The sequence below is a fragment of the Bacillus sp. AY3-1 genome (assembly GCF_008368785.1).
GTDB lineage: Bacteria > Bacillota > Bacilli > Bacillales > Bacillaceae_G > Bacillus_A > Bacillus_A wiedmannii.
This window is the reverse complement of sequence record NZ_QORZ01000035.1, coordinates 1,102-21,959: the sequence shown is the minus strand read 5'-3', so window position 1 is coordinate 21,959 and position 20,858 is coordinate 1,102. Positions and strand designations below refer to the sequence as shown.

The following is a 20,858-nucleotide window of genomic DNA, read 5'->3' as shown; positions in this document are numbered from 1 at the left end:
TACCTCATTTCTGTTACTTTACAATGTTAATGGAATTTAAGGGAAAGTAACTGAAAGGTTATTTGTGTAATAATGCTCCGGATTCTAGAAAATGAAAGTTTTGAAAGGGGACCCTGTAAAACTGTGTTTTAGAAGTACTACATTGTATGCGAAAGTATATTTTGTAATGCATGGTCTATTGCCGGAAATGTGTATTGATACCCATGTTCAATTGCTTTACTAGGTAATACATGTTGTCCTTCGAGTACAAGTATACTCATCTCACCTAATAAAGTGTGAAGCATAAATGAAGGGACAGGTAACCAATGAGGTTTTTTCATTATAGTTGCAATGGTTTCTCCAAATTCCTTCATTCTTATAGGTAGGGGAGCTGTAATGTTAAAAGGGCCATCAATTTCTTCTTTGTGTATGATGAAATCAATTAGGCGAACGACATCGTCTATATGAATCCATGATAACCATTGGTTTCCAGATCCAATTGTACCTCCAATATAGAATTGATAGGGGAGTAGCATTTTGGGAAGAGCTCCTCCGTCTGCGCCTAATACAACTCCAAGTCTTACGTAGATTGTTCGCATTCCAAGAGAACGTGCTTTAGATGCTTCTTGTTCCCATGAATATACTGTATTTGCTAAAAAGTCATTTCCAGGAATCTCATGCTGTTCTGTAAAAGACTCAGTTTCAGACGTTCCATAGTATCCAATAGCACTTGCGTTAATAAATGTATTTGGCTTTGTACCAAGTGTTTGCAATTGTTTAATGAGTCCTTTTGTTGTTTGAATTCGACTGTTTAAAATGGATTCCTTTTGTTTCTTTGTCCATCTACTATTAATAGACTCTCCAGCTAGATTAATAACTACATCGATAGAAGAGAGGGGGAAGGTTTGTAAATCTGGTGTCCATTGTACATACTGAAGGTTAGGGTGGGAAGTTTCAGTAGTTTTGTTTCGAGTAAGAATGTAAACATTATATCCTTTTTGAATAAAAAAAGTAGAAAGGTATTTACCGATAAAGCCGGTACCACCAGAAATTGCGATTCTCACAATTATTTCCTCCTCATTATATATATTCTTGAAAAGCAAAAACGTTCCTTGACTATGTTAAAATAATAGAGAGGTGAGAGTATGGCTGTCATTACAAAAATAGAAGTGCAAAAACGATCGAAAGAACGATTTAATATTTATATTGATAAAGGTCAAGGTGAAGAATACGGATTTAGTGTGGATCAAGTAATCTTAATGAAACATGGATTACAAAAAGGGTTAGAAATTGATGAAATAGCGTTAGGGAATATTTTATACAATGAAGAGGTACAAAAAGCATATTTACAAGCAATTTCCTATCTATCCTATCAAATGAGAACAAAAAAAGAAGTAGAAGACTATTTACGAAAAAAAGAAGTGGGGCAGGCCGTCATCTCTGAAGTCGTTTCGAAATTATTACATGATCGATATATTAATGATAAAGAGTACGCTGTTTTATATACGCGAACGCAAAGTAATGTGAATCGAAAGGGTCCGACTGTTATTAAAAGAGAGTTATTAAATAAAGGTGTTCAGGATCTAATCATTACACATAGTTTACAAGAATATCCGAAGGAAAAGCAAATTGAGAATGCTTTACTTCTTATAGAAAAAAAGAAAAGGTCTTATCAAAAGCATTCCTTTTTACAAATGAAGCTAAAGTTAGACGAAATGCTTGTTCGTAAAGGATATTCTAGAGATGTGATTCAAATTTGTTTGGAAGAATTGAAAGACGAAAAAGATGACGAACAGCAACAAGAAGCGTTACACTATCATGGGAATAAATATTATGAGAAATATAAGAAGTATGATGGATGGACATTCGAAAATAAGATGAAACAAGCGTTATATCGCAAAGGGTTCTCTATTGATGAGATAGAGATATTTTTGCAGATGAAACGTGAAGAGGGATGAGGGGAATAAGATGAATATGCCAAAGCGCTACAGTGAAATGACACCACATGAGCTAAGGGAAGAAATTGGGGTTTTGAAAGAGCAAGCAATAAAGGCAGAGCAGCTTGGTATTGTAAATGAGTTCGATGTATTAATGCGAAAGATGGCAATGGCTCGTGCTTATATGACTGATATAAACAAATTTCATATTGGTGAGACATATGAATTAGTAGAAGAACCTGGTATATTATTTGAAATTACGTATTTCAACGGGGTATTTGCTTGGGGACATAAGCAAAATGATAATGAAGAGATTGGAATACCGATTTCTTTATTGCAAGAAAAATGAAAACCAGAGAGCGAATATCTCTCTGGTTTTCATCTTTGGTAGGCGTTACAGGAGATAGGAGATTCTAAAATTGGCGTTTTTTACATTCATTCGCCAGTATAATGAGAGACTGGGTTTGTTGCGTCTGTCCGTTAACTTGCGCCTTTGCATGTTTCGGACGAGTCCACGTATGGTTAAATAATTCAGAACGACTATCTAAGCGATCACGGTAGCTCATCTTTATCACCTCGTGTAGGAAGTTAATTTTTTAGGTTGTACCTGAACTATTCTTCCTGCTGATTTGCAGCACGCATACGTTCTTGTGGGTGCGTGTTAATTGTGCCGTTAGGTCGTTTCGAAGCGAAGCGTGATTTCGCTTTCGGCTGACCATCGATTTTGCTGTTGTTTTTTGACTCAGACCAAAATTCGGCTTGTTTACCCATTGCGAACGCCCTCCTCATCATCAGTTGATACCTCTTTAAGAAGTATCACTTATAGAATGTGCAAAATAGAGGAAACTATCCTTTAGAAATTAAGGGAATAAATAGGTAAAAGGAGAATAGAACATGAATGATATTCACGAAACATTAACAAAAGAATTGTTAGACAAAAATGACAAACTTTCTTACGCACAAGCTCGTGCGTGGGTTGAATTATTGTGGGAAGACTTTCAAACAACTTATGCTAAATCAGGTCGTTATCAAGGTGATGAAATGACTGAACAAGTGGTACGAACATGGATTAATAATCATGGAGGTCGCCTTCATGAAATGCGTACAAATAATCCGAAATATAGCCATTTAATCAATCAAGAAGATCATTTGAAACATTAAAAAAAGCGACTTAAGTCGCTTTTTTTAATGTGGAAGTAATTCCAGTTTTTTTCGAAGTTTTTCTTCACTAAAAATCCATCCTGTATAGGAACTAATAATATTTAAATTGTGGTCGAGTTGAACGATTGCAACGAATGGATAATAATCTTTACTGCGATAGCGCAAATCAATGAAGCGAACTTCGTAATAATGATCATAATCGAAAATGTCCCAGCGATACACAGGGGAGAAAGATAGAAATGCTGAGATGTTTTCATCTTGTTTAGCTGCGCGCATAATAGCATTATCTGGGAACGGTACCCGGTCGAACTTATCATATATCATGATGTTACCACGATGCCATCTAGCAACGTAGTAATAATCAGTTGTAACGATTGCTAAATGGTAATGATAAAATCTGTAAGAAGGGGAAATGATTATTTTCTCCACATGATTGAAACGTTTATATACGACGCTACGTATGTTTCTATGCATCATAATCCGTCCGATATAGTAAATAATCATCAATATATACGCTGCTAAGGCAGTATACCCTTTATGGGAACCTACAAGCATACAAGCAATCGCGAGTAGGTGGATAAAGAAAATGACGGTATCAAATGTATTAATGATGCCGAGCGCTACCCATTTTTTTGTGAAGGGCCGTAATGCCTGGGTACCGTAGGCGTTGAAAATATCTACAAAGACATGAAGAAAGACGGCAATAAATGACCAAAGTAGTAGATGCAAATATGGAGCGTGTGAAAAGAAGGCGAAAGAGATGCCACTTATAAGGAATGACCAAAGAATCACTGCAGGAATGGAATGAGTAATCCCGCGATGATTTCTTATATATTTAGCGTTATTACGCAATTTTAAAACTGTATCGATGTCAGGAATATTGGAACCGGCAATTGTAGCAAGCATAACTGCTTGTGGCCCAATATCACTTTGTGCTATGGCTGGATCTAACGTTGCCAAACTGCCTAGAGTAACGCCCATAACAAGGTGAGTGGCTGTGTCCATAGAAATCCACCTCCGTTTTTTATTAATGTAACTCTTTTTATTCGATACCTCAAGTCCTTTGCCTTCTATTGCCTATGTCATCTTACTTAAATTTTTTCCTAAAATCTTTATAATAGTACTTATATGCAAAAAAATGAGGGGGATCAAGTTTGACACTTGAAATATTAAATAATTTTAACATAGAGCAGTTTCAAAATGATTTAATTGGTTGGTTTGAAAAAGAGCAACGCGACTTACCGTGGCGTAAAAATAAAGATCCATACCGCGTCTGGGTTTCGGAAATTATGTTGCAGCAAACAAGGGTAGAAGCTGTAAAACCATATTACGCGAATTTTATGGGGAAGTTTCCTACTCTAGAAGCTTTGGCAAATGCTGGTGATGAAGAAGTGTTAAAAGCATGGGAAGGTTTAGGATATTATTCTAGAGCACGAAATTTACATGCGGCTGTAAAAGAAGTGAAAGAAGTATACGGCGGGATAGTACCAAGTGATGTAAAGAAAATTGAAAAATTAAAAGGAGTTGGCCCCTATACAAAAGGTGCTATTTTAAGTATCGCATATGGTATACCAGAGCCGGCAGTTGACGGAAATGTTATGCGTGTATTATCTCGCATTTTATCAGTATGGGATGACATTGCAAAACCGAAAACTAGAAAAGTGTTTGAAGAGATTGTACGTGAAATTATTTCGGCTGAAAATCCATCTTATTTTAATCAAGGTTTGATGGAATTAGGTGCACTAATTTGTATTCCAAAAAATCCATCTTGCTTACTTTGTCCTGTACGTGAACATTGCCGAGGATATGCTGAAGGTGTTCAAAAGGAGTTACCAGTAAAAAGTAAAGCGAAGGCTCCTACAATGGTACCGATTGTTGCAGGGGTACTTCAAACAGAAGATGGTCGTTACGTCATTAATAAACGTCCAAGTACCGGGTTATTAGCTAACATGTGGGAGTTTCCAAATGCTGAACTTGGGGAAGGGATTCGGAATCAGAAAGAGCAGCTTACAGATTATATGAAAGAAAAATTTGAGCTCTCGATTTCTATTGAAGAATACGCAATGAATGTACAACATACATTTACACATCGCACTTGGGATATATTCGTATTTTACGGAAAAGTAACTGGTGATATTGTTGAAACAGATACATTGAAATTTGTATCGAAAGAAGCATTTGAGCAGTTACCATTCTCGAAATCGCATCGTACGATTTATGAGAATTGCGTTGAGAAAATTACAATGCAATAAATTAAAAAAGTGTTCCCTAGATTGGGAACACTTTTTTAATCGTAAGAAATTTTTGTCCCATGAGTCCAATTAGCTTCACCTTGTTGTAAACCACCTCTTGATTCAATTTCTACTACAATTTCTTTATAGATACTTTGACCTTCTGCATTTAAATACGGCAAAATCTGTTGTAATGAGTGATGAAAATAAGCTAATTCATCTTCTTTCCACTCATTTTTTGAAACCATCGTTAGTTCAGTCATGTCGCGTCCTATATACATATTTCCACCTCCATTTCCTATAGTTTGAATGAGTGATAAGAGATATATACGGAGATTAAAAAAAGAAAATCACGGATAACTTCTAAGTGAATTGGTTACATTATTGGTTGTGGAGGTGAGAAAGATGAGTAAAAAACAACAAAGTTATAACAAGGCAACTTCTGGTGCTAGCATTCAAAGTACAAATGCTAGTTATGGTACAGAGTTCGCGACTGAAACAAATGTACAAGCAGTAAAACAAGCAAATGCACAATCAGAAGCAAAGAAAGCACAAGCTTCTGGTGCACAAAGTGCAAACGCTAGTTATGGTACAGAATTCGCAACTGAAACAGATGTGCATGCTGTGAAAAAACAAAATGCACAATCAGCTGCAAAACAATCACAATCTTCTAGTTCAAATCAGTAATGAAAGAAAAACACTTCTCTAATTCGGGAGAAGTGTTTTCTTTGTGCCTGGGTCATAGTAATGAAAATAAAGTGAACGACATAACTTCTAATAAGTCAACAAATGTAGTCAAAGGAGAAGGAAGGTAAAGATGAGAAATATGTAATGAGGAATAATAACTGATAAATAAGTCCAAAAGGGGGTAAGTAATGAACGATTTTGATAAGTTGGTAGGAGAGCAATTGGAAACGATGGATGAGTTGTTAAAGTTACAAGCTCATCTAGAGAAGTATCAGCAAATTGAAATGAGCGAAAAGGATACGTGCGATAAAAAGGAATTACATTTTATCCGCCAAGAAATATATAGAACAGAATTAGCGTTAAAACTGTTACATGAGAAATTTGAAGAGCAAACAAATAGTGTGATTCAATCTTTTGAAACTGAAAAAATGATTTCGAATTTAGGGTAAGGCATGTTGTTACCTTCCGGTGAAAGGTCCTTCTTTAGATAAAAATAAGGAAGGGCTTTTTCTATTTCTATTTCCTCGTTTGTAAATCATTCAGCGAAGGCCCCGTCTCCTAAGAAGATTAGGGATATAGTATTCAGTGTGAAAAATAGAGTCTTGTCGCTTTAGTTTTAAAATTTCGACAAAAAAGTTATAATAGAAAAAAAGTGAATGCAGCTCAAAGGGCATTTGCAGTTGAAAGAAGGGAGCATATATGGGATTTCCCAAAGAAGGAGAAAAAGTACAAATACATAGTTATAAACATAATGGCTCCATTCATAGAATGTGGGAAGAGACAACAATTTTAAAAGGGACACAGAGCCTTGTGATCGGAGCAAATGATCGTACAGTAGTGACAGAATCAGATGGCCGAACATGGATTACTCGTGAACCAGCAATTTGTTATTTTCATGCAAATTATTGGTTTAATGTGATTGGGATGCTAAGGGAAGAGGGAGTATATTATTATTGTAATTTAGGCTCACCTTTTGCATATGATTCTGAAGCATTAAAGTACATTGATTATGATTTAGATATTAAAGTATATCCAGATATGACATATACGCTTTTAGATGAAGATGAGTATGAAAAGCATAGTCAAATTATGCAGTATCCACCTGTTATTGATACTATTTTAAAACGAAATGTAGCACAATTAACACAATGGATTCATCAAAGAAAAGGGCCATTCGCGCCAGATTTTGTAGATATGTGGTATGAAAGATATTTAATGTACAGAAATTAAAACAAACCTGCAGGGGATTTCCCGGCAGGTTTGTCCTATTAGAGGGGGGATTATGTGCAAGGTATAAAAAGATATTTGCAATTTGTTAAACCGTATCGATGGCTTATTGCTATTACGATTATGATTGGTCTAGTTAAATTCGGCATCCCGCTTATTATGCCGTGGTTATTAAAATATATTATCGATGATGTAATTCAAGGCGGAGGGTCACTTCAAGATAAAACATCCCAATTAGTAACAGCCGTTGGGATTGCTTTTTTTATTTTTGCAGTAGTAAGACCGCCAATTGAATATTATCGTCAATATTTCGCGCAGCGTATCGCAAATACAATACTATATGATTTACGAAAACATATTTTTGGTCATTTACAAAAGTTGAGTTTACGCTATTATTCGAATACAAAAACAGGGGAGCTTATTTCACGTGTAATCCATGATGTAGAACAAACGAAGGATTTTGTAATTACTGGTTTGATGAATGTTTGGCTAGATACGGCAACGATTGCTATTGCTATTATTGTTATGTTTTCTATGAATATAAAATTAACATTTGTTGCGTTATTAATTTTACCTATTTATGTAGTGGCAGTGAAATATTTTTTCGGGCGTCTTCGAAAATTAACGAAAGAGCGTTCGCAAGCTTTAGCAACGATGCAAGGGTATTTACATGAACGTATTCAAGGGATGCAAGTGACACGTAGCTTTGCATTAGAAGAGTATGAGGGTAAGCAATTTGAAAAAAGAAATAATGAATTTTTGACGAAAGCATTAACGCATACGAGTTGGACTGCAAGGACATTTTCGGTAGTGAATACGTTAACCGATTTAGGCCCGTTACTGGTGATCGGTTTTGCAGCATATGAAGTAATTCAGGGGCAGTTAACATTAGGGACTATGGTTGCCTTTGTTGGATATATGGATAGTTTGTATAGTCCGCTTCGCCGCCTTGTCAATTCCTCTACAACATTAACACAGTCTTTCGCATCGATGGATCGAGTGTTTGAATTGTTAGATGAAAAATACGATATTGTCAATGTGCCAAGTGCGGTACAAACGACAAAATTAAATGGTGAAGTGATATTTGATAATGTATCTTTTCGTTACAATTCGGATGAAAAAGAGATATTACATAACCTTTCGTTAACTATGTTGCCAGGAGAGAAGGTAGCACTTGTAGGAGCAAGTGGGGGAGGGAAGTCATCTCTTGCTAGCTTAATCCCACGTTTCTATGATGTTTCTTCAGGTGCAGTTTATGTAGATGGGATAGATGTTAGAAAGTATGATATGAGAAATTTACGTAGTCATATTGGAATTGTACTGCAAGATAATTTGTTATTTAGTGATACAATCGGGGCAAATATTTTATATGGAAACCCGAAAGCTACAGAGGAAGAAGTGATTGCAGCTGCTAAAGCTGCGCAAATCCATGATTTTATTATAGAGTTACCTGATGGCTATGATACTGTCGTTGGGGAACGCGGTGTGAAGTTATCTGGTGGGCAAAGGCAACGTGTAGCGATTGCAAGAGTGTTTCTAAAGAATCCATCGTTACTTATATTAGATGAGGCGACTTCCGCTTTAGATTTAGAAAATGAACGGTATATTCAGCAGGCGCTTCAGACGCTAGCTGCTGATCGGACGACGATCGTAATCGCACATCGATTGGCGACGATTACACATGTGGATACGATTATTTACATTGAAGATGGTGAAATTAAAGAAACAGGTTCTCATGAAGAGTTAATGAAAAAAAGAGGGTTTTATTACAATTTATATCAACTTCAACATATAACAGAAACAGCTCCTTTAGCGTAAAAGGAGCTGTTTTCTTTATTCGTCTTCTTTTTTATCTTCGATTTGGAGTTCTGCTTCTGGTTTATGGTATGTGTAGAAGCTATCCACAAGTAAATCTAAATGCTCTACTTCTTCACTATAGTTAATAATGGCAGAAATAAGAGGGAAAAGGTGTAGCCATGTTTTATACGCTTCCTCATCGTCCTTGTTTTGATAATCCATAAAGATATCAATTAATTCTTGTTTACCTGTTTCAACTTCATCAAGCATTTCAACGGATTGTTGTTTTTTTGCTTTACCAATAAATTTTAATAAAACTTGTTCATGGTAATGGGTTAATGAGTCAAGTTCGTTTTGGATAGATTCCTGAAATTCTTCTGGCATATAGCGCAGTTCATTTTCAGTACGATGTAATGATTTTAACGTACTTAGAGCACGGCTTGTCGTCGCTAACATTTGTCTGAATAAAACGAGCTTACGAATTTTTGCGAACTTTACTTTTTTCGTGTAGCTTCTTTCTTCTTTATACAGCAAATAGTAATGGTTTAGTTTGATCATCTTTTCTTTCATACGATCAATATCAGTTTTTAGCGTTGTAAAATCAGAAGCTTGCCTGCTATTCATTCGAATCCATTTTACAATTTCTTCTGTATTATCAACGATACGATGATATAGTTTTGTTTCGTATTTTGGCGGCATAAACACTAAATTTACAAGTGAAGCCGCAATAATTCCAATCATAATCGTCGCAAAGCGAAGTAAGGCAAAACTAAAGAAATCGTCGCCCTGATACTCCATAATGGCGATAACTGTTACTAAAGCAATTGATATTGTGTTTTCTAATCGTAATTGTAACGTAAGCGCAATTACTAATATACATGTTAATCCAATAATAAAAGGATTATGTCCAAAAGCAGTAGCAAATACGATAGCGAATACGGCACCAATGACGTTTGCTTGAATTTGCTCAAGAGCTGTTAAATACGAGCGGTATACAGACGGTTGAACAGCGAATATAGCTGAGATTCCCGCGAATACTGGACTCGGTAATTGAAGTAAAATACAAGCAAATAAAGCTAATGTGATGGCAATACCCGTTTTTAAAATGCGAGCACCAAGTTTCATACCCTTAATAAGATCCTTTCTCTTGTCATAATGAATGTACAACATGATACTATACATTCATTACAATATGTTAGCAAGTGATATTTTAGTGACGTTAATAAGAAATTAAGATTCATTTTATACTTTTTCCTAATTCTTTTTAAACATCAATTTTTAGTGAAAAAACCTGCTGAATTTCAGCAGGTTTCAAATTGTTACTATAGATTACTATGAGAAGTGTACTTCGTCAATTTTTTCTTGAAAATGAAAAGTTGGTATATCACTCTGTGGAGATAGATGGATCAGCCTGCTCTTTTTTCGGGATAATTTCAAAAAACTGTTGCTGCATATCATCGAGTAACGGTGTTAATACAGCAACTTCCTCGTATTGCTCATGTTCATTTAATACACGAATGTAGTCTACCAATAACTCAGTCACATCTTGCACGCCGTTTTTACTAATTGGTTGTAATGTAACATTTGCCCCTTTTGCGATTCTTCTTTTTAAGGCGTGTTCTGTTAAACCCGAGCTTGAATCATGACGTAAATAAACAACACCACCAGTCATACCAGCACAAATCCATGGACCAGGATCCCCTAAAACAAGCGCTCGCCCATTTGTCATATATTCAAAAGCGAAACCTTTAATATTAGAGTATACACCTATATTCCCTTGCTCTTTTTCACGGAGTGGCTTTGTCATTCGCCCTCCAATTATCATGTCTGCTCCAGAGAGGCGAATGCCAGCGCGAGCATCAGCGTTACCTTGAACGTATAGCGCTCCTTTTTGTGCACCGTACCCAAAACCTTTTCCGACAGAACCGTTATAATATATGCCGTCTTTTCCTTTTGCTTTCGTTATATAAATACCACCACCAAAGGAGGTTTTACCAATACCATCTTGTGCACCGCCATTTACGTGTATAAATAAGTTCTCACTATTATAAGCACCTAATCCATTTCCAGGAATAGAGCCATTCGTATACTTTAATGTAAGTGGTTCAAGCTTCGTGTCTTCATATAATTTACTACGAACGCGATAGCAAGATTCTAGACCACCCATAACGCGTTGCTCTACGCCAACGCCTATTAATTCCTTTGAATGAGGGGAATGAACTGTTTCAAATTGTTTTTCCGGTACGTATTCTGTTTTTGTAACAGATGGGTGTTCTATCGTTTGTAGTAAATTACATAAGTCTAATAAATTTTCGCCTCGAACTTGTTCTAATAAATCGGAATGTCCGACAATTTCTTGTAAATTTGTATAACCAAGATTTCCTGTTAATCGTTTTAGTTCTACGCCAAAAGTGGTGAATAAATGTAATAATCCAGCAACGGCGCTTTCTAATTCGCGCGGGACGAAGCGGCGTAATCCGTGTTCTTTCGCCTGAGCTTCAGAATCAATTTGTGTTGCAATTCCAACGTGACAAGTATCTAGATGACATCCGCGGCAAGTTGTACAGCCGATTGCAATCATGGATAATGTACCAAATCCAATACGGTTTGCCCCAAGGAGCATGATTTTCAAGGCATCATTAACACTTCGAATACCACCGTCAGCCCAAATTTCTACCTTTTGTCTCATATTTGCTTCTAATAAAGCATTGTGAGCGGCTTTCACACCAATTTCTACAGGAAGGCCTACATGTTGCAATGCGTGAATACGTGCGGCACCTGTACCACCATCAAATCCGCTAATGTTAATAAAGTCAGCACCAGCCTTTGCGATACCGACAGCAATTGTTCCAATGTTAGGGACAACAGGGACCTTTACAGCTACTTTCGCAAGTTGATTAGCCGTTTTAATTTCTGTAATCATTTGAGCTAAATCTTCAATGGAATAAATATCATGGTTGTTAGAAGGTGAAATTAAATCAGAGCCAATTGTAGCATTACGCGCTTCAGCGATTTTTGCTGTTACTTTTGAACCAGGCAAATGTCCGCCTTCACCAGGCTTTGCGCCTTGCCCAATTTTTATTTCAATTAAGTTTGATGAATTTAGTAGTTCGGCGTTTACACCAAATCGCCCAGATGCAACTTGTTGTCCACGTGTATGTGGATATTTTCCAATCATATCTTTAATTTCGCCGCCTTCACCGTTCAAGCTAATCATATTTAGCTGATCGGCCGCTTCTGCATATGCACGAAAGGCAATTTCATTTTGAGAACCGAATGACATGGAACTAATAATAAATGGTAAATCATGATTTTGAATGCTGATGGATACTTCTTCGGCCGGAACGACATGTTTTGTTTCTTTCGTTTGAACAAGATGTCTAATCGCGATTGGATTATTTTCTTCTAACTCACTTAATTTGTCACGGTAATCATCATAAGAATTTCCTTTTGCGACATCGCCGATTGCTTTCCAAATTCGCGGGAATATATGAAAAGATTTTCGCATTCTAACTTTAGGATTGTTATAATCATCCGCTCGCAATTGTGCATCTTCAGCAAGTGATTCAAGCGAAAAAGCTAAATCATTTGAACCGAAGAAATTCGTAATTTGTAATATATTTGCGATTTCCTCATGTAATCCGATAGAAGAATAGAGGCGACCGTAACCACGTAATTCATGAATTCCAATTGTTGAAATGACTTTTTCTAGTCCTTTATTAAGAGCATTATACAAATTCGTAATTGGCGTTTTTGTTCCATCATTTACGGTTGCAAATAATAAATATGGATTCATACCATCTGCTCCTAATCCATACAGTGTGACGATATCATGTAAAGAGCGAAGGGCACCAGAACGTATAACGAGAGAGCAGTTTCGGCGTAATTTATTTTCGCTTAATACTTGATGTACTTTAGCGGTAACTAAATGCGGATCAATCCATAACTGTTCATTTAGATGAGCGTTGGCATCGTCTATTAATAGTAGGGAAGCTCCATCGTTCACGGCCTTTATCGCTTCAGAACTAATTCGATTTAAGGCGCATTGTAAAGTTTCTGTCGGACTGAATGTAGCAGAGATTGTAGCGATAGAGCTATGAGTATTGAATAGCTGTATAAGTTGTTCGTACGTAATTGTGTGTAATTCCTCTGTAATAGATTGTGCTACACTTCCTTCTAAAATAATGGGGGAAAGCATCTCAACTACAAATGGCCGTTTAGCTCCGCTTAATAAACTTGGGCGCTCTCCAAGTATTGTTCGTGTGGAGAAGTGCTCGACCTCTCGATCACGATCGATTGCTGGATTTGTAACAACGGCTACACTTTCCTTAATGAAATCAGCGATATTTCGTCTATCAGTATCGAGTGCTGCAAGTGGTGAGTCATGCCCAAGTGAGCGAATTGGCTCAACGCCTTTTGTTGCCATCTGTTCAAGAAGCTGAATATGTTCTCGGTCCCATCCAAAAGCAACGTATTGTTTCGTTTCGACTTGTATAGAATCACATAATCCTGGGATTTCTTTCGTTTCAGGGATAGATAAGTTTAAATGATAATCTTTAGTATCAACTCGCTTTTTAAAACGGTTATATACTTGAGTTTGGTAGTCATCGTATTCGTAGAGTACAAGTTCATCTTGTTCATTCCACTTTAGACCGACTTTTTCTCCAGGAGCGAGTGGTTTTGGTTCTGCTACATATTCAGTTGGTGATACAACTCCAGGTTCAGAAGAGAAAACGTAAGAACTCGCTGTCTCTACTTTCCATACTGGTCGTAGTCCAAGGGAATCAACGCTGAAAACAGCCTCATCTTTATAACGTGAAATAATACCAGCTGGACCTTGCGCAAAATGGCCCCAAGCTTCACGTATATACGTATATAAATCTTGTAAATGCGGTTCATATAGTTTCATTTCATTAATAATTGGTGGGAATAGTATATCCATTGCTTCAAATAAACTGTAGTCGTATTGAACAAGTAGAGTTTCTAAGGTGCGGTTTAAATCTTGGGAGTCACTGCCCCCAGCAGTAAGTGGAACATGAATCATGTCAGCTTGATCACGTAATTTTGCAATTGTGTTAATTTCACCATTATGTCCGAGAATGCTAAATGGTTGTACACGAAAAAAATTAGATAATGTATTAGTAGAATAGCGGTTATGTCCTAGTGTCATAGTTGAAGCGATAAGTGGATGTTGTAAATCATTGTAATAGGCAACAAGTGTATCCCCAGCGCCTAGAACTTTATATACAACATGGTCACGACTTAATGAAGCAACATGAATCGCTTCGTTTTCCTCTATTTTTATCGTTACTGAAAATAATGTTTGCTCAACATTTTCAACTTTATTTTCTGCGATAAGAGCAACTTGCCAAAATAAAGGTTCTTCCTGTTTACCAAGTGGACCGAGTGCATCGGAATTTATTACATCATCACTTTCAAAAATAATAGTAAAACTTTCGTTATTTAATTGCGTACGAATATGATTTTTTAAATTAACGATATTTGCGTTTTTGTTTAGAAAAAAATGTCCAACGATAAAGTGGGGATGATCCACAATCGTTGGATTGTATCCGTTATTTTTCAGCTTTTCATTCCAAAGTGCTTTTGGGACATCAATGTGAATTCCGATACCATCTCCTTCACCATTAATGAAACCAGCTCGATGATTCATTTTGACAAGTGATTGTATGCAAAGATCAATGTTTTCTTTCGTGGCAACTTTTCGTTTCTCCATAACGGAAACGATTCCACACGCATCATGTTCTGCATTTTTATAATCTCGAAATAAAGACGGTGTCCATGTATTTGTTTTATTGAGCATCCGTCAATCCCCCCTCTTATTGAAGTTTGAATAATCTTACTATTTAAGGCGTGAGCAGCCTTGTATACAAAGGTAGTAAGGATATAAAAGAAATTTAAACAGATAATTATGAATAATTATACTATTAATGAGGGATTTATGAAATAGAAAAAAGGAAAAAAGAAAGATGTGCTTTCTTTTTTCCTTTTAATGGCGGGATTATTTATTATCCGCTAAAGCAGCGAATGCTCTGCCTACAGCTTCAATTGTATATTCAATATCTTCTTTTGTATGTTCTGTCGTTAAGAACCATGCCTCGTATTTAGAAGGTGCTAAGTTAACTCCTTCTTGAAGCATAAGCTTGAAGAATTTACCGAACATTTCACCGTCTGTATCTTGTGCTGCATCGTAATCTTCAATTGTATTTGTTGTGAAGTATACAGTTAAAGCACCTTTTAGTCGGTTTAATGTAATATCGATATTATGTTTTGCAGCTTGCTCTAAAATTCCCTTTTCAAGCATCGCACCAAGTTCATCTAATTTCTCATAAAGACCTTCTTGTTGAAGAACTTCTAGACAAGCGATACCGGATGCCATAGAAGCAGGATTTCCTGCCATTGTACCAGCTTGATATGCAGGTCCGAGCGGGGCAACTTGTTCCATAATTTCTTTCTTACCACCATAAGCACCGATCGGAAGTCCGCCGCCGATAACTTTACCAAGCGCTGTTAAGTCTGGTGTTACGCCAAGTAAGTCTTGAGCACCACCGTACATGAAGCGGAAAGCAGTAATAACTTCATCATAAATTACTAGTGCACCAGCTTCGTGAACAAGTTCATTCACTTTCTCAAGGAAGCCAGGTTTTGGCTCTACAATACCGAAGTTTCCAACAATCGGTTCTACAAGGATAGCTGCTACTTCGTGTCCCCATTTATCTAAAGCTTCTTTTAAGGTTTCTACATTATTAAATGGAACGGTAATAACTTCTTGAGCGATACTTTGTGGTACACCGGCTGAGTCAGGAGTTCCTAGCGTAGAAGGGCCAGATCCAGCTGCTACAAGTACTAGATCAGAATGACCGTGGTAACAACCAGCAAATTTCATAATTTTTGTGCGGCCTGTGTAAGCACGAGCGACACGAATTGTTGTCATTACTGATTCAGTACCAGAGTTTACGAAGCGGACTTTATCTAATGCAGGCATTGCTTCTTTTAACATTTTTGCAAATTTTACTTCTAGTGCTGTTGGTGTTCCGTAAAGTACACCATTTTCAGCAGCTGTTGTAATTGCTTTTGTAATGTGCGGGTGAGCATGTCCGGTAATAATAGGACCGTATGCTGCTAAATAATCGATATATTTATTTCCGTCTACATCCCAGAAATAAGCACCTTTTCCACGTTCCATAGCAACAGGAGCGCCGCCGCCAACTGCTTTAAAAGAACGAGAAGGACTATTAACGCCGCCAACGATATGTTCTAAAGCTTCTTTATGTAATGCTTCTGATTTTGTGAATTTCACTACAATTCATCTCCTTACAAAAATCTATGTATTATTCTAACATGTTTTTCGAAAAGACGTATTGTTTGTGATAGAGAAGGCAGTTGGGTAAACTATTCGTTGTGACATTTAGGAAGGGGGTCCGATTATGAAATCGGTAATTGAGGTACAAGGGTTACGTAAAGAGTTTACAGCCTATTCAAGTCGTCCGGGATTAAAGGGTGCTTTTCGCGATTTATTAAATCGTAATTATAAAATAGTACCAGCAGTAAATGATGTATCTTTTAATGTGAAACAAGGTGAAATGGTTGGATATATCGGTGAGAACGGTGCTGGTAAATCAACAACTATTAAAATGCTTACGGGGATTTTGACTCCGACATCAGGAGAAATTTTAGTAAATGGGATGAACCCGCATAAGCAGAGAGAAGAATTCGTAAGAACAATTGGTGTTGTTTTCGGTCAACGCTCACAACTTTGGTGGGATATTGCTGTACAAGAATCTTTTCGTTTATTAAAAAAAGTGTACGGTGTATCAGATGCTCAGTATAAAGAGCATATGGAACACGTGATTGAAACGTTAGATATTGGTCCTTTATTAGATAAGCCAGTTCGAAAGTTATCTCTAGGTCAAAGGATGCGTTGTGAATTAGCGGCAGCATTAATTCATAATCCGCCGTTATTATTTTTAGATGAACCAACAATTGGATTGGATGTTCTTGTGAAATTAAAAATACGTGAATTTTTAAAAGAAATGAATGAACGTTACAAAACAACAATTTTATTAACAACCCATGATATTACTGATATTGAAGCTTTATGTGAGCGCGTTATCATGCTGGATGAAGGAAATATTATGTATGACGGTTCTTTAAATAATCTTCGTACGCAGTGGGGAGCAGAGAAGGAAATACATTTTCAATTTATTGCACCAGTTTCCTATCAGGCTTTATCAATGGTTATGCCAGATAGTCATGTCGTTTGGTCGAAAGCGAAAGAGGAAAACGCGTGGGTTGCAAAAATACCGAATGAAGAAGTTATCATTTCAATGCTTATTTCTAAAGTAGTACAAGCCTTTCAAATTAAAGATTTAAAAATTAACGAAGTGTCTACAGAGGAAATTATTCGTAACATTTATGAAGAAGGTATTAAACATGGGTAAGTACATTGAAATGATTCGGATTCGCTTTTTAATGATGCTTGCGTATCGTACAAACTATTATAGCGGGATTTTAATTTATACAATTAATATCGGTGCGTATTATTTTTTATGGCAAGCAATTTATAGTGGAAAAGAGAATATTGAAAGTTTATCTATTTCGCAAATGACTACTTATATCGCAATTGCGTGGATGGCACGTGCCTTTTATTTTAATAATATAGACAGGGAAATTGCGATGGAGATTCAAGAAGGACGTGTAGCAGTAGAACTCATTCGTCCATATAACTATTTAGGCATGAAAGTGATGCAAGGTCTTGGTGAAGGAATATTTCGTTTTGCTTTCTTTTCAATTCCAGGTATGGTTATCGTTACCTTATTATTTTCATTGCAAATTACAACGAATTTTCAAACGTGGTTATATTTCTTCTTATCTTTAATATTTAGTTTTATTATTAATACACAAATTAATTTAATGACGGGAATGCTCACGTTCTTCCTATTTAATAATAGTGGAATTATGTATGCAAAACGTGTTGTTATTGATTTATTTTCAGGTCTATTATTACCAATTAGTTTTTATCCGTTATGGGCCCAAAAAGCAATGGTATTTTTACCGTTTCAGGCTATTAGTTATATTCCGAGTATGATTTTTTCAGAAGGTATACAAGGAAGTAAATTGTATGAGGCATTATTATTCCAAGTAATTTGGGCAATTGTACTTATTATTCCAATTGTACTCATGTGGAGAACGGCGAGAAAACGTCTAATTGTACAAGGGGGATGATGAGATGATATATATAAACCTATTTTTGCAATATGCAAGCCAATATATAAAAACAAAATTGGAGTATCGGGGCGATTTTATCGTTGGATTACTTTCTGATTTAGCACTACAGGCTGTTAATTTAATCTTTATTCTCGTTGTGTTTGGGCATACACAAGCATTAAAGGGCTGGAGTAGAGAAGAAGTAATCTTTATTTATGGTTTCTTTTTAGTACCGTTTGCCATATTCTCAGCTTTCTTTAACATATGGGACTTTAATGATCGTTACATTATTAAAGGAGAAATGGATCGTATATTAACGAGACCGATTCATAGTTTATTTCAAATTATATTAGAAAGAATGGAACTTGAATCTTTAATTGGAGCGATTACAGGAATAATTGTAATGGGATATGCAGCAGTGGAGCTGCAATTATCTTTTTACTGGTACGATTTCTTCTTATTCTTACTGATGGTAGGAGGAGGAGCACTTGTATACGGAGGGATATTTGTTACGCTTGCGAGCCTTGGTTTTTGGTCGGATGCGAAAAGTTCAATTATGCCGCTAATGTATAACATAGGTAACTATGGTCGCTATCCTGTTAACATTTATAACCGTGTGATTCGCTTCATTTTAACGTTTGTTTTACCATTTGCGTTTGTCGGAGTGTATCCAGCAGCATACTTTTTAAGAAAAACAGAGTGGAATAGCTATGCATTTGCAACACCATTCGTTGGTGTTATCTGTTTTACGATTGCAATTACTCTTTGGAATCAAGGGGTAAAAAGGTACCGTGGTGCTGGGAATTAATTATAGAAGCTTGTTTGTTTCTAAGGGATAAATCCAATGGCCGTCTCATACATATAAAATGAGGTGGAGGACATGTTATGGGGATTTATTCTATTAATTGCAGCAATTGCTATTTTGAGAAGTGTCCAATTGTTATGGAGTTCATATTCAGATTCTAGGCGTTTCTTTTCGCTTTATAATTTAGCCTCCTTATTTTTAATTTATACAACGGTATTGATTGCGTTTGGGTTAAGTTATGTTGTATTAGAAGAAATGGGTTTTGCAGTTTTGAAAGAAGATGGAGAAAGCTTGCATGCCCAATCTTTTCAACTTGTAGAAATTTGCTTATATTTTAGCGCGGTTACTTTATTGTCCGTTGGGTACGGTGATATAGCTCCGATTGGAATAGGGAGATGGATTGCGATTGCAGAAGCGCTAATTGGATATACATTACCGTTTGCTTTTGTAATGAGGTCTGTAATAGACAATGAAAAATAAGATAGCATTTGATATAGTAAAAGAAAAGAGTAGGAGTGATAACAATGATCACAGTAGGAGAAATGGCTCCAGAATTTACATTAGAGGGAAGTAACGGGGAACAAGTTCGCTTAGCTGATTTTCGTGGTAAAAACGTAGTGCTATATTTTTATCCGAAAGATATGACTCCAGGGTGTACAACTGAAGCATGTGATTTTCGCGATGCGTATGGATTATTTCAAGAGAAAGATACAGTTATTCTTGGTGTAAGTCCTGATTCAGCGAACAGACATCTGAAATTCATTGAGAAGCATGAGCTTCCATTTGTACTTTTAGTAGATGAAGATCATAAGGTAGCGGAATTATACGACGTTTGGAAATTGAAAAAGAACTTTGGAAAAGAGTATATGGGAATCGAGCGCTCTACATTCCTTATTAATAAAGACGGTGAGCTTGTAAAAGAGTGGCGTAAAGTGAAAGTGAAAGGACATACTGAAGATGTTCTTTCTTATATAAAGTAAATCCATTGTGGAGATAAAATATATAGAAGTAAGGCGAGTGTCTATACATATTTTATCGTCTTACATAAAGTGAAGTGTAGGGCATACCTCCTCAGATGATAGTATTCCAAGTGCGATTATGTCGCACTTTTTTTCTATGTAAATGTATAGAAAATGGGGAAAGATACATAAGAATAAGGCTATATACAAAAATAAACCACATACTTATAGTAGAAATATTGACGATTTATAAGAAAAGGAGTACACTCTTTATAAGAATTATAAAATAATAATCCGTATAGAATCGGGGTGCATGACGGTGGTCAAAGAAGAATTAAAAGAAGCGCTAGAAATGCTGAAAAATACGGGTGTACGCATTACTCCACAGCGTCATGCTATTTTAGAGTACCTTGTGGAATCTATGACGCACCCAACAGCGGATGACATTTATAAAGCATTAGAAGGTAAGTTTCCAAATATGAGTGTTGCAACTGTCTATAATAACTTACGTGTATTTAAAGAGGTTGGACTTGTAAAGGAATTAACTTATGGAGACGCTTCAAGTAGATTTGATTATGTTACAAGTCAACATTATCATGTGATTTGCGAAAAATGTGGTAAGATTGTTGATTTTCCTTATGGAGGTTTGGAACAGCTTGAAGAGGAAGCTGCGAAAACGACAGGCTTCGTTATTAATAGTCATCGCTTAGAAATTTATGGCGTTTGTCCAGAGTGTCATAAGGCGTAATATATAATAAAGAAAGAGGGAGACGTTTACGTCTCCCTCTTTCTTTATTATATATGGGAATTACGTTAGGTTCAGGAGGATTTAAAACGTTCAGTGAAGAAC

The 20,858-nt window shown here is 36.3% G+C and carries 22 protein-coding genes; 14 read left to right on the top strand and 8 right to left on the bottom strand.

Translation table 11 applies throughout. The features are described 5' to 3' along the window. Positions 1-137: 137 nt before the first annotated feature. Complete coding sequence (locus tag DN389_RS27135; RefSeq protein ID WP_149237779.1) at positions 138-1,043, bottom strand: TIGR01777 family oxidoreductase; 906 nt, start codon at positions 1,041-1,043, stop codon at positions 138-140. Positions 1,044-1,124: 81 nt separating this feature from the next. Between DN389_RS27135 and recX the strand changes: the two genes are divergently transcribed. Then, positions 1,125-1,937: a recombination regulator RecX gene (gene recX / locus DN389_RS27130; protein ID WP_000268506.1), complete on the top strand. Its 813-nt coding sequence runs from the start codon at positions 1,125-1,127 to the stop codon at positions 1,935-1,937. Positions 1,938-1,947: 10 nt separating this feature from the next. Continuing rightward, a complete protein-coding gene (locus DN389_RS27125) occupies positions 1,948-2,265 on the top strand; it encodes a YfhH family protein (RefSeq protein ID WP_001057030.1) in 318 nt (105 codons plus the stop codon). A gap of 64 nt (positions 2,266-2,329) precedes the next feature. On the opposite strand, the gene DN389_RS27120 is transcribed toward DN389_RS27125, so the two are convergent. Both DN389_RS27120 and DN389_RS27115 read right to left on the bottom strand, forming a co-directional pair. Continuing rightward, positions 2,330-2,482 (bottom strand): YpzG family protein, encoded by a 153-nt coding sequence (locus DN389_RS27120; protein ID WP_000122093.1) that lies wholly within the window; start codon positions 2,480-2,482, stop codon positions 2,330-2,332. 46 nt (positions 2,483-2,528) lie between these two features. Beyond that, positions 2,529-2,687 (bottom strand): small, acid-soluble spore protein K, encoded by a 159-nt coding sequence (locus DN389_RS27115; RefSeq protein WP_000517891.1) that lies wholly within the window; start codon positions 2,685-2,687, stop codon positions 2,529-2,531. 123 nt (positions 2,688-2,810) lie between these two features. Between DN389_RS27115 and DN389_RS27110 the strand changes: the two genes are divergently transcribed. Beyond that, complete coding sequence (locus DN389_RS27110) at positions 2,811-3,077, top strand: YfhJ family protein (protein ID WP_000997857.1); 267 nt, start codon at positions 2,811-2,813, stop codon at positions 3,075-3,077. Positions 3,078-3,101: 24 nt separating this feature from the next. On the opposite strand, the gene DN389_RS27105 is transcribed toward DN389_RS27110, so the two are convergent. Continuing rightward, positions 3,102-4,082, bottom strand: a complete 981-nt coding sequence (locus tag DN389_RS27105; RefSeq protein WP_060486949.1) for a metal-dependent hydrolase — start codon at positions 4,080-4,082, stop codon at positions 3,102-3,104. A 149-nt stretch (positions 4,083-4,231) separates the two neighbouring features. Here DN389_RS27105 and mutY point away from each other — a divergent pair, with 149 nt between their 5' ends. Next, complete coding sequence (gene mutY, locus DN389_RS27100) at positions 4,232-5,329, top strand: A/G-specific adenine glycosylase (RefSeq protein ID WP_046953679.1); 1,098 nt, start codon at positions 4,232-4,234, stop codon at positions 5,327-5,329. A 35-nt stretch (positions 5,330-5,364) separates the two neighbouring features. Here the strand turns inward: mutY and DN389_RS27095 are convergent, their stop codons facing one another. Further along, on the bottom strand, positions 5,365-5,589 hold the full coding sequence (locus DN389_RS27095; protein ID WP_048542097.1) for a hypothetical protein: 225 nt from the start codon (positions 5,587-5,589) through the stop codon (positions 5,365-5,367). A 124-nt stretch (positions 5,590-5,713) separates the two neighbouring features. Between DN389_RS27095 and DN389_RS27090 the strand changes: the two genes are divergently transcribed. The 4 genes from DN389_RS27090 (at position 5,714) to DN389_RS27075 (ending at position 9,040) form a co-directional block, all read left to right on the top strand. Then, a complete protein-coding gene (locus tag DN389_RS27090) occupies positions 5,714-5,995 on the top strand; it encodes a gamma-type small acid-soluble spore protein (RefSeq protein ID WP_149237778.1) in 282 nt (93 codons plus the stop codon). A gap of 188 nt (positions 5,996-6,183) precedes the next feature. Then, positions 6,184-6,444, top strand: a complete 261-nt coding sequence (locus DN389_RS27085) for a YgaB family protein (protein WP_000997582.1) — start codon at positions 6,184-6,186, stop codon at positions 6,442-6,444. Positions 6,445-6,694: 250 nt separating this feature from the next. Continuing rightward, complete coding sequence (gene ntdP, locus DN389_RS27080; RefSeq protein WP_000506626.1) at positions 6,695-7,225, top strand: nucleoside tri-diphosphate phosphatase; 531 nt, start codon at positions 6,695-6,697, stop codon at positions 7,223-7,225. Between the two features lie 54 nt (positions 7,226-7,279). Then, the gene (locus DN389_RS27075) at positions 7,280-9,040 is read left to right on the top strand and encodes an ABC transporter ATP-binding protein (RefSeq protein WP_149237777.1); all 1,761 of its coding nucleotides are present in this window, start codon (positions 7,280-7,282) and stop codon (positions 9,038-9,040) included. Positions 9,041-9,055: 15 nt separating this feature from the next. On the opposite strand, the gene DN389_RS27070 is transcribed toward DN389_RS27075, so the two are convergent. From DN389_RS27070 to hemL, 3 genes are all read right to left on the bottom strand, one after another. After that, entirely contained in the window at positions 9,056-10,144 is a 1,089-nt protein-coding gene (locus DN389_RS27070; protein WP_000765792.1) for an aromatic acid exporter family protein, read from the bottom strand. A gap of 259 nt (positions 10,145-10,403) precedes the next feature. Then, a complete protein-coding gene (locus DN389_RS27065) occupies positions 10,404-14,840 on the bottom strand; it encodes a glutamate synthase-related protein (protein ID WP_149237776.1) in 4,437 nt (1,478 codons plus the stop codon). 198 nt (positions 14,841-15,038) lie between these two features. Next, on the bottom strand, positions 15,039-16,337 hold the full coding sequence (gene hemL / locus DN389_RS27060) for a glutamate-1-semialdehyde-2,1-aminomutase (RefSeq protein WP_000673249.1): 1,299 nt from the start codon (positions 16,335-16,337) through the stop codon (positions 15,039-15,041). A 127-nt stretch (positions 16,338-16,464) separates the two neighbouring features. Between hemL and DN389_RS27055 the strand changes: the two genes are divergently transcribed. The 6 genes from DN389_RS27055 to perR all read left to right on the top strand — a co-directional run bounded on the left by DN389_RS27055 (position 16,465) and on the right by perR (position 20,756). Beyond that, positions 16,465-17,478, top strand: coding sequence for an ABC transporter ATP-binding protein (locus tag DN389_RS27055; RefSeq protein WP_000843640.1), 1,014 nt, complete (start codon positions 16,465-16,467; stop codon positions 17,476-17,478). Continuing rightward, positions 17,471-18,262: an ABC transporter permease gene (locus DN389_RS27050; protein WP_000521523.1), complete on the top strand. Its 792-nt coding sequence runs from the start codon at positions 17,471-17,473 to the stop codon at positions 18,260-18,262. The genes DN389_RS27055 and DN389_RS27050 overlap by 8 nt, the downstream gene beginning before the upstream one ends. A 4-nt stretch (positions 18,263-18,266) precedes the next feature. Next, entirely contained in the window at positions 18,267-19,052 is a 786-nt protein-coding gene (locus tag DN389_RS27045) for an ABC transporter permease (protein ID WP_000639385.1), read from the top strand. A gap of 72 nt (positions 19,053-19,124) precedes the next feature. Further along, positions 19,125-19,529, top strand: coding sequence for a potassium channel family protein (locus tag DN389_RS27040; RefSeq protein WP_000964347.1), 405 nt, complete (start codon positions 19,125-19,127; stop codon positions 19,527-19,529). A gap of 44 nt (positions 19,530-19,573) precedes the next feature. Beyond that, positions 19,574-20,029, top strand: a complete 456-nt coding sequence (gene bcp / locus DN389_RS27035) for a thioredoxin-dependent thiol peroxidase (protein WP_088121230.1) — start codon at positions 19,574-19,576, stop codon at positions 20,027-20,029. 298 nt (positions 20,030-20,327) lie between these two features. Continuing rightward, positions 20,328-20,756 (top strand): peroxide-responsive transcriptional repressor PerR, encoded by a 429-nt coding sequence (gene perR, locus DN389_RS27030; RefSeq protein ID WP_000237831.1) that lies wholly within the window; start codon positions 20,328-20,330, stop codon positions 20,754-20,756. The last annotated feature ends 102 nt before the right edge of the window (positions 20,757-20,858 follow it).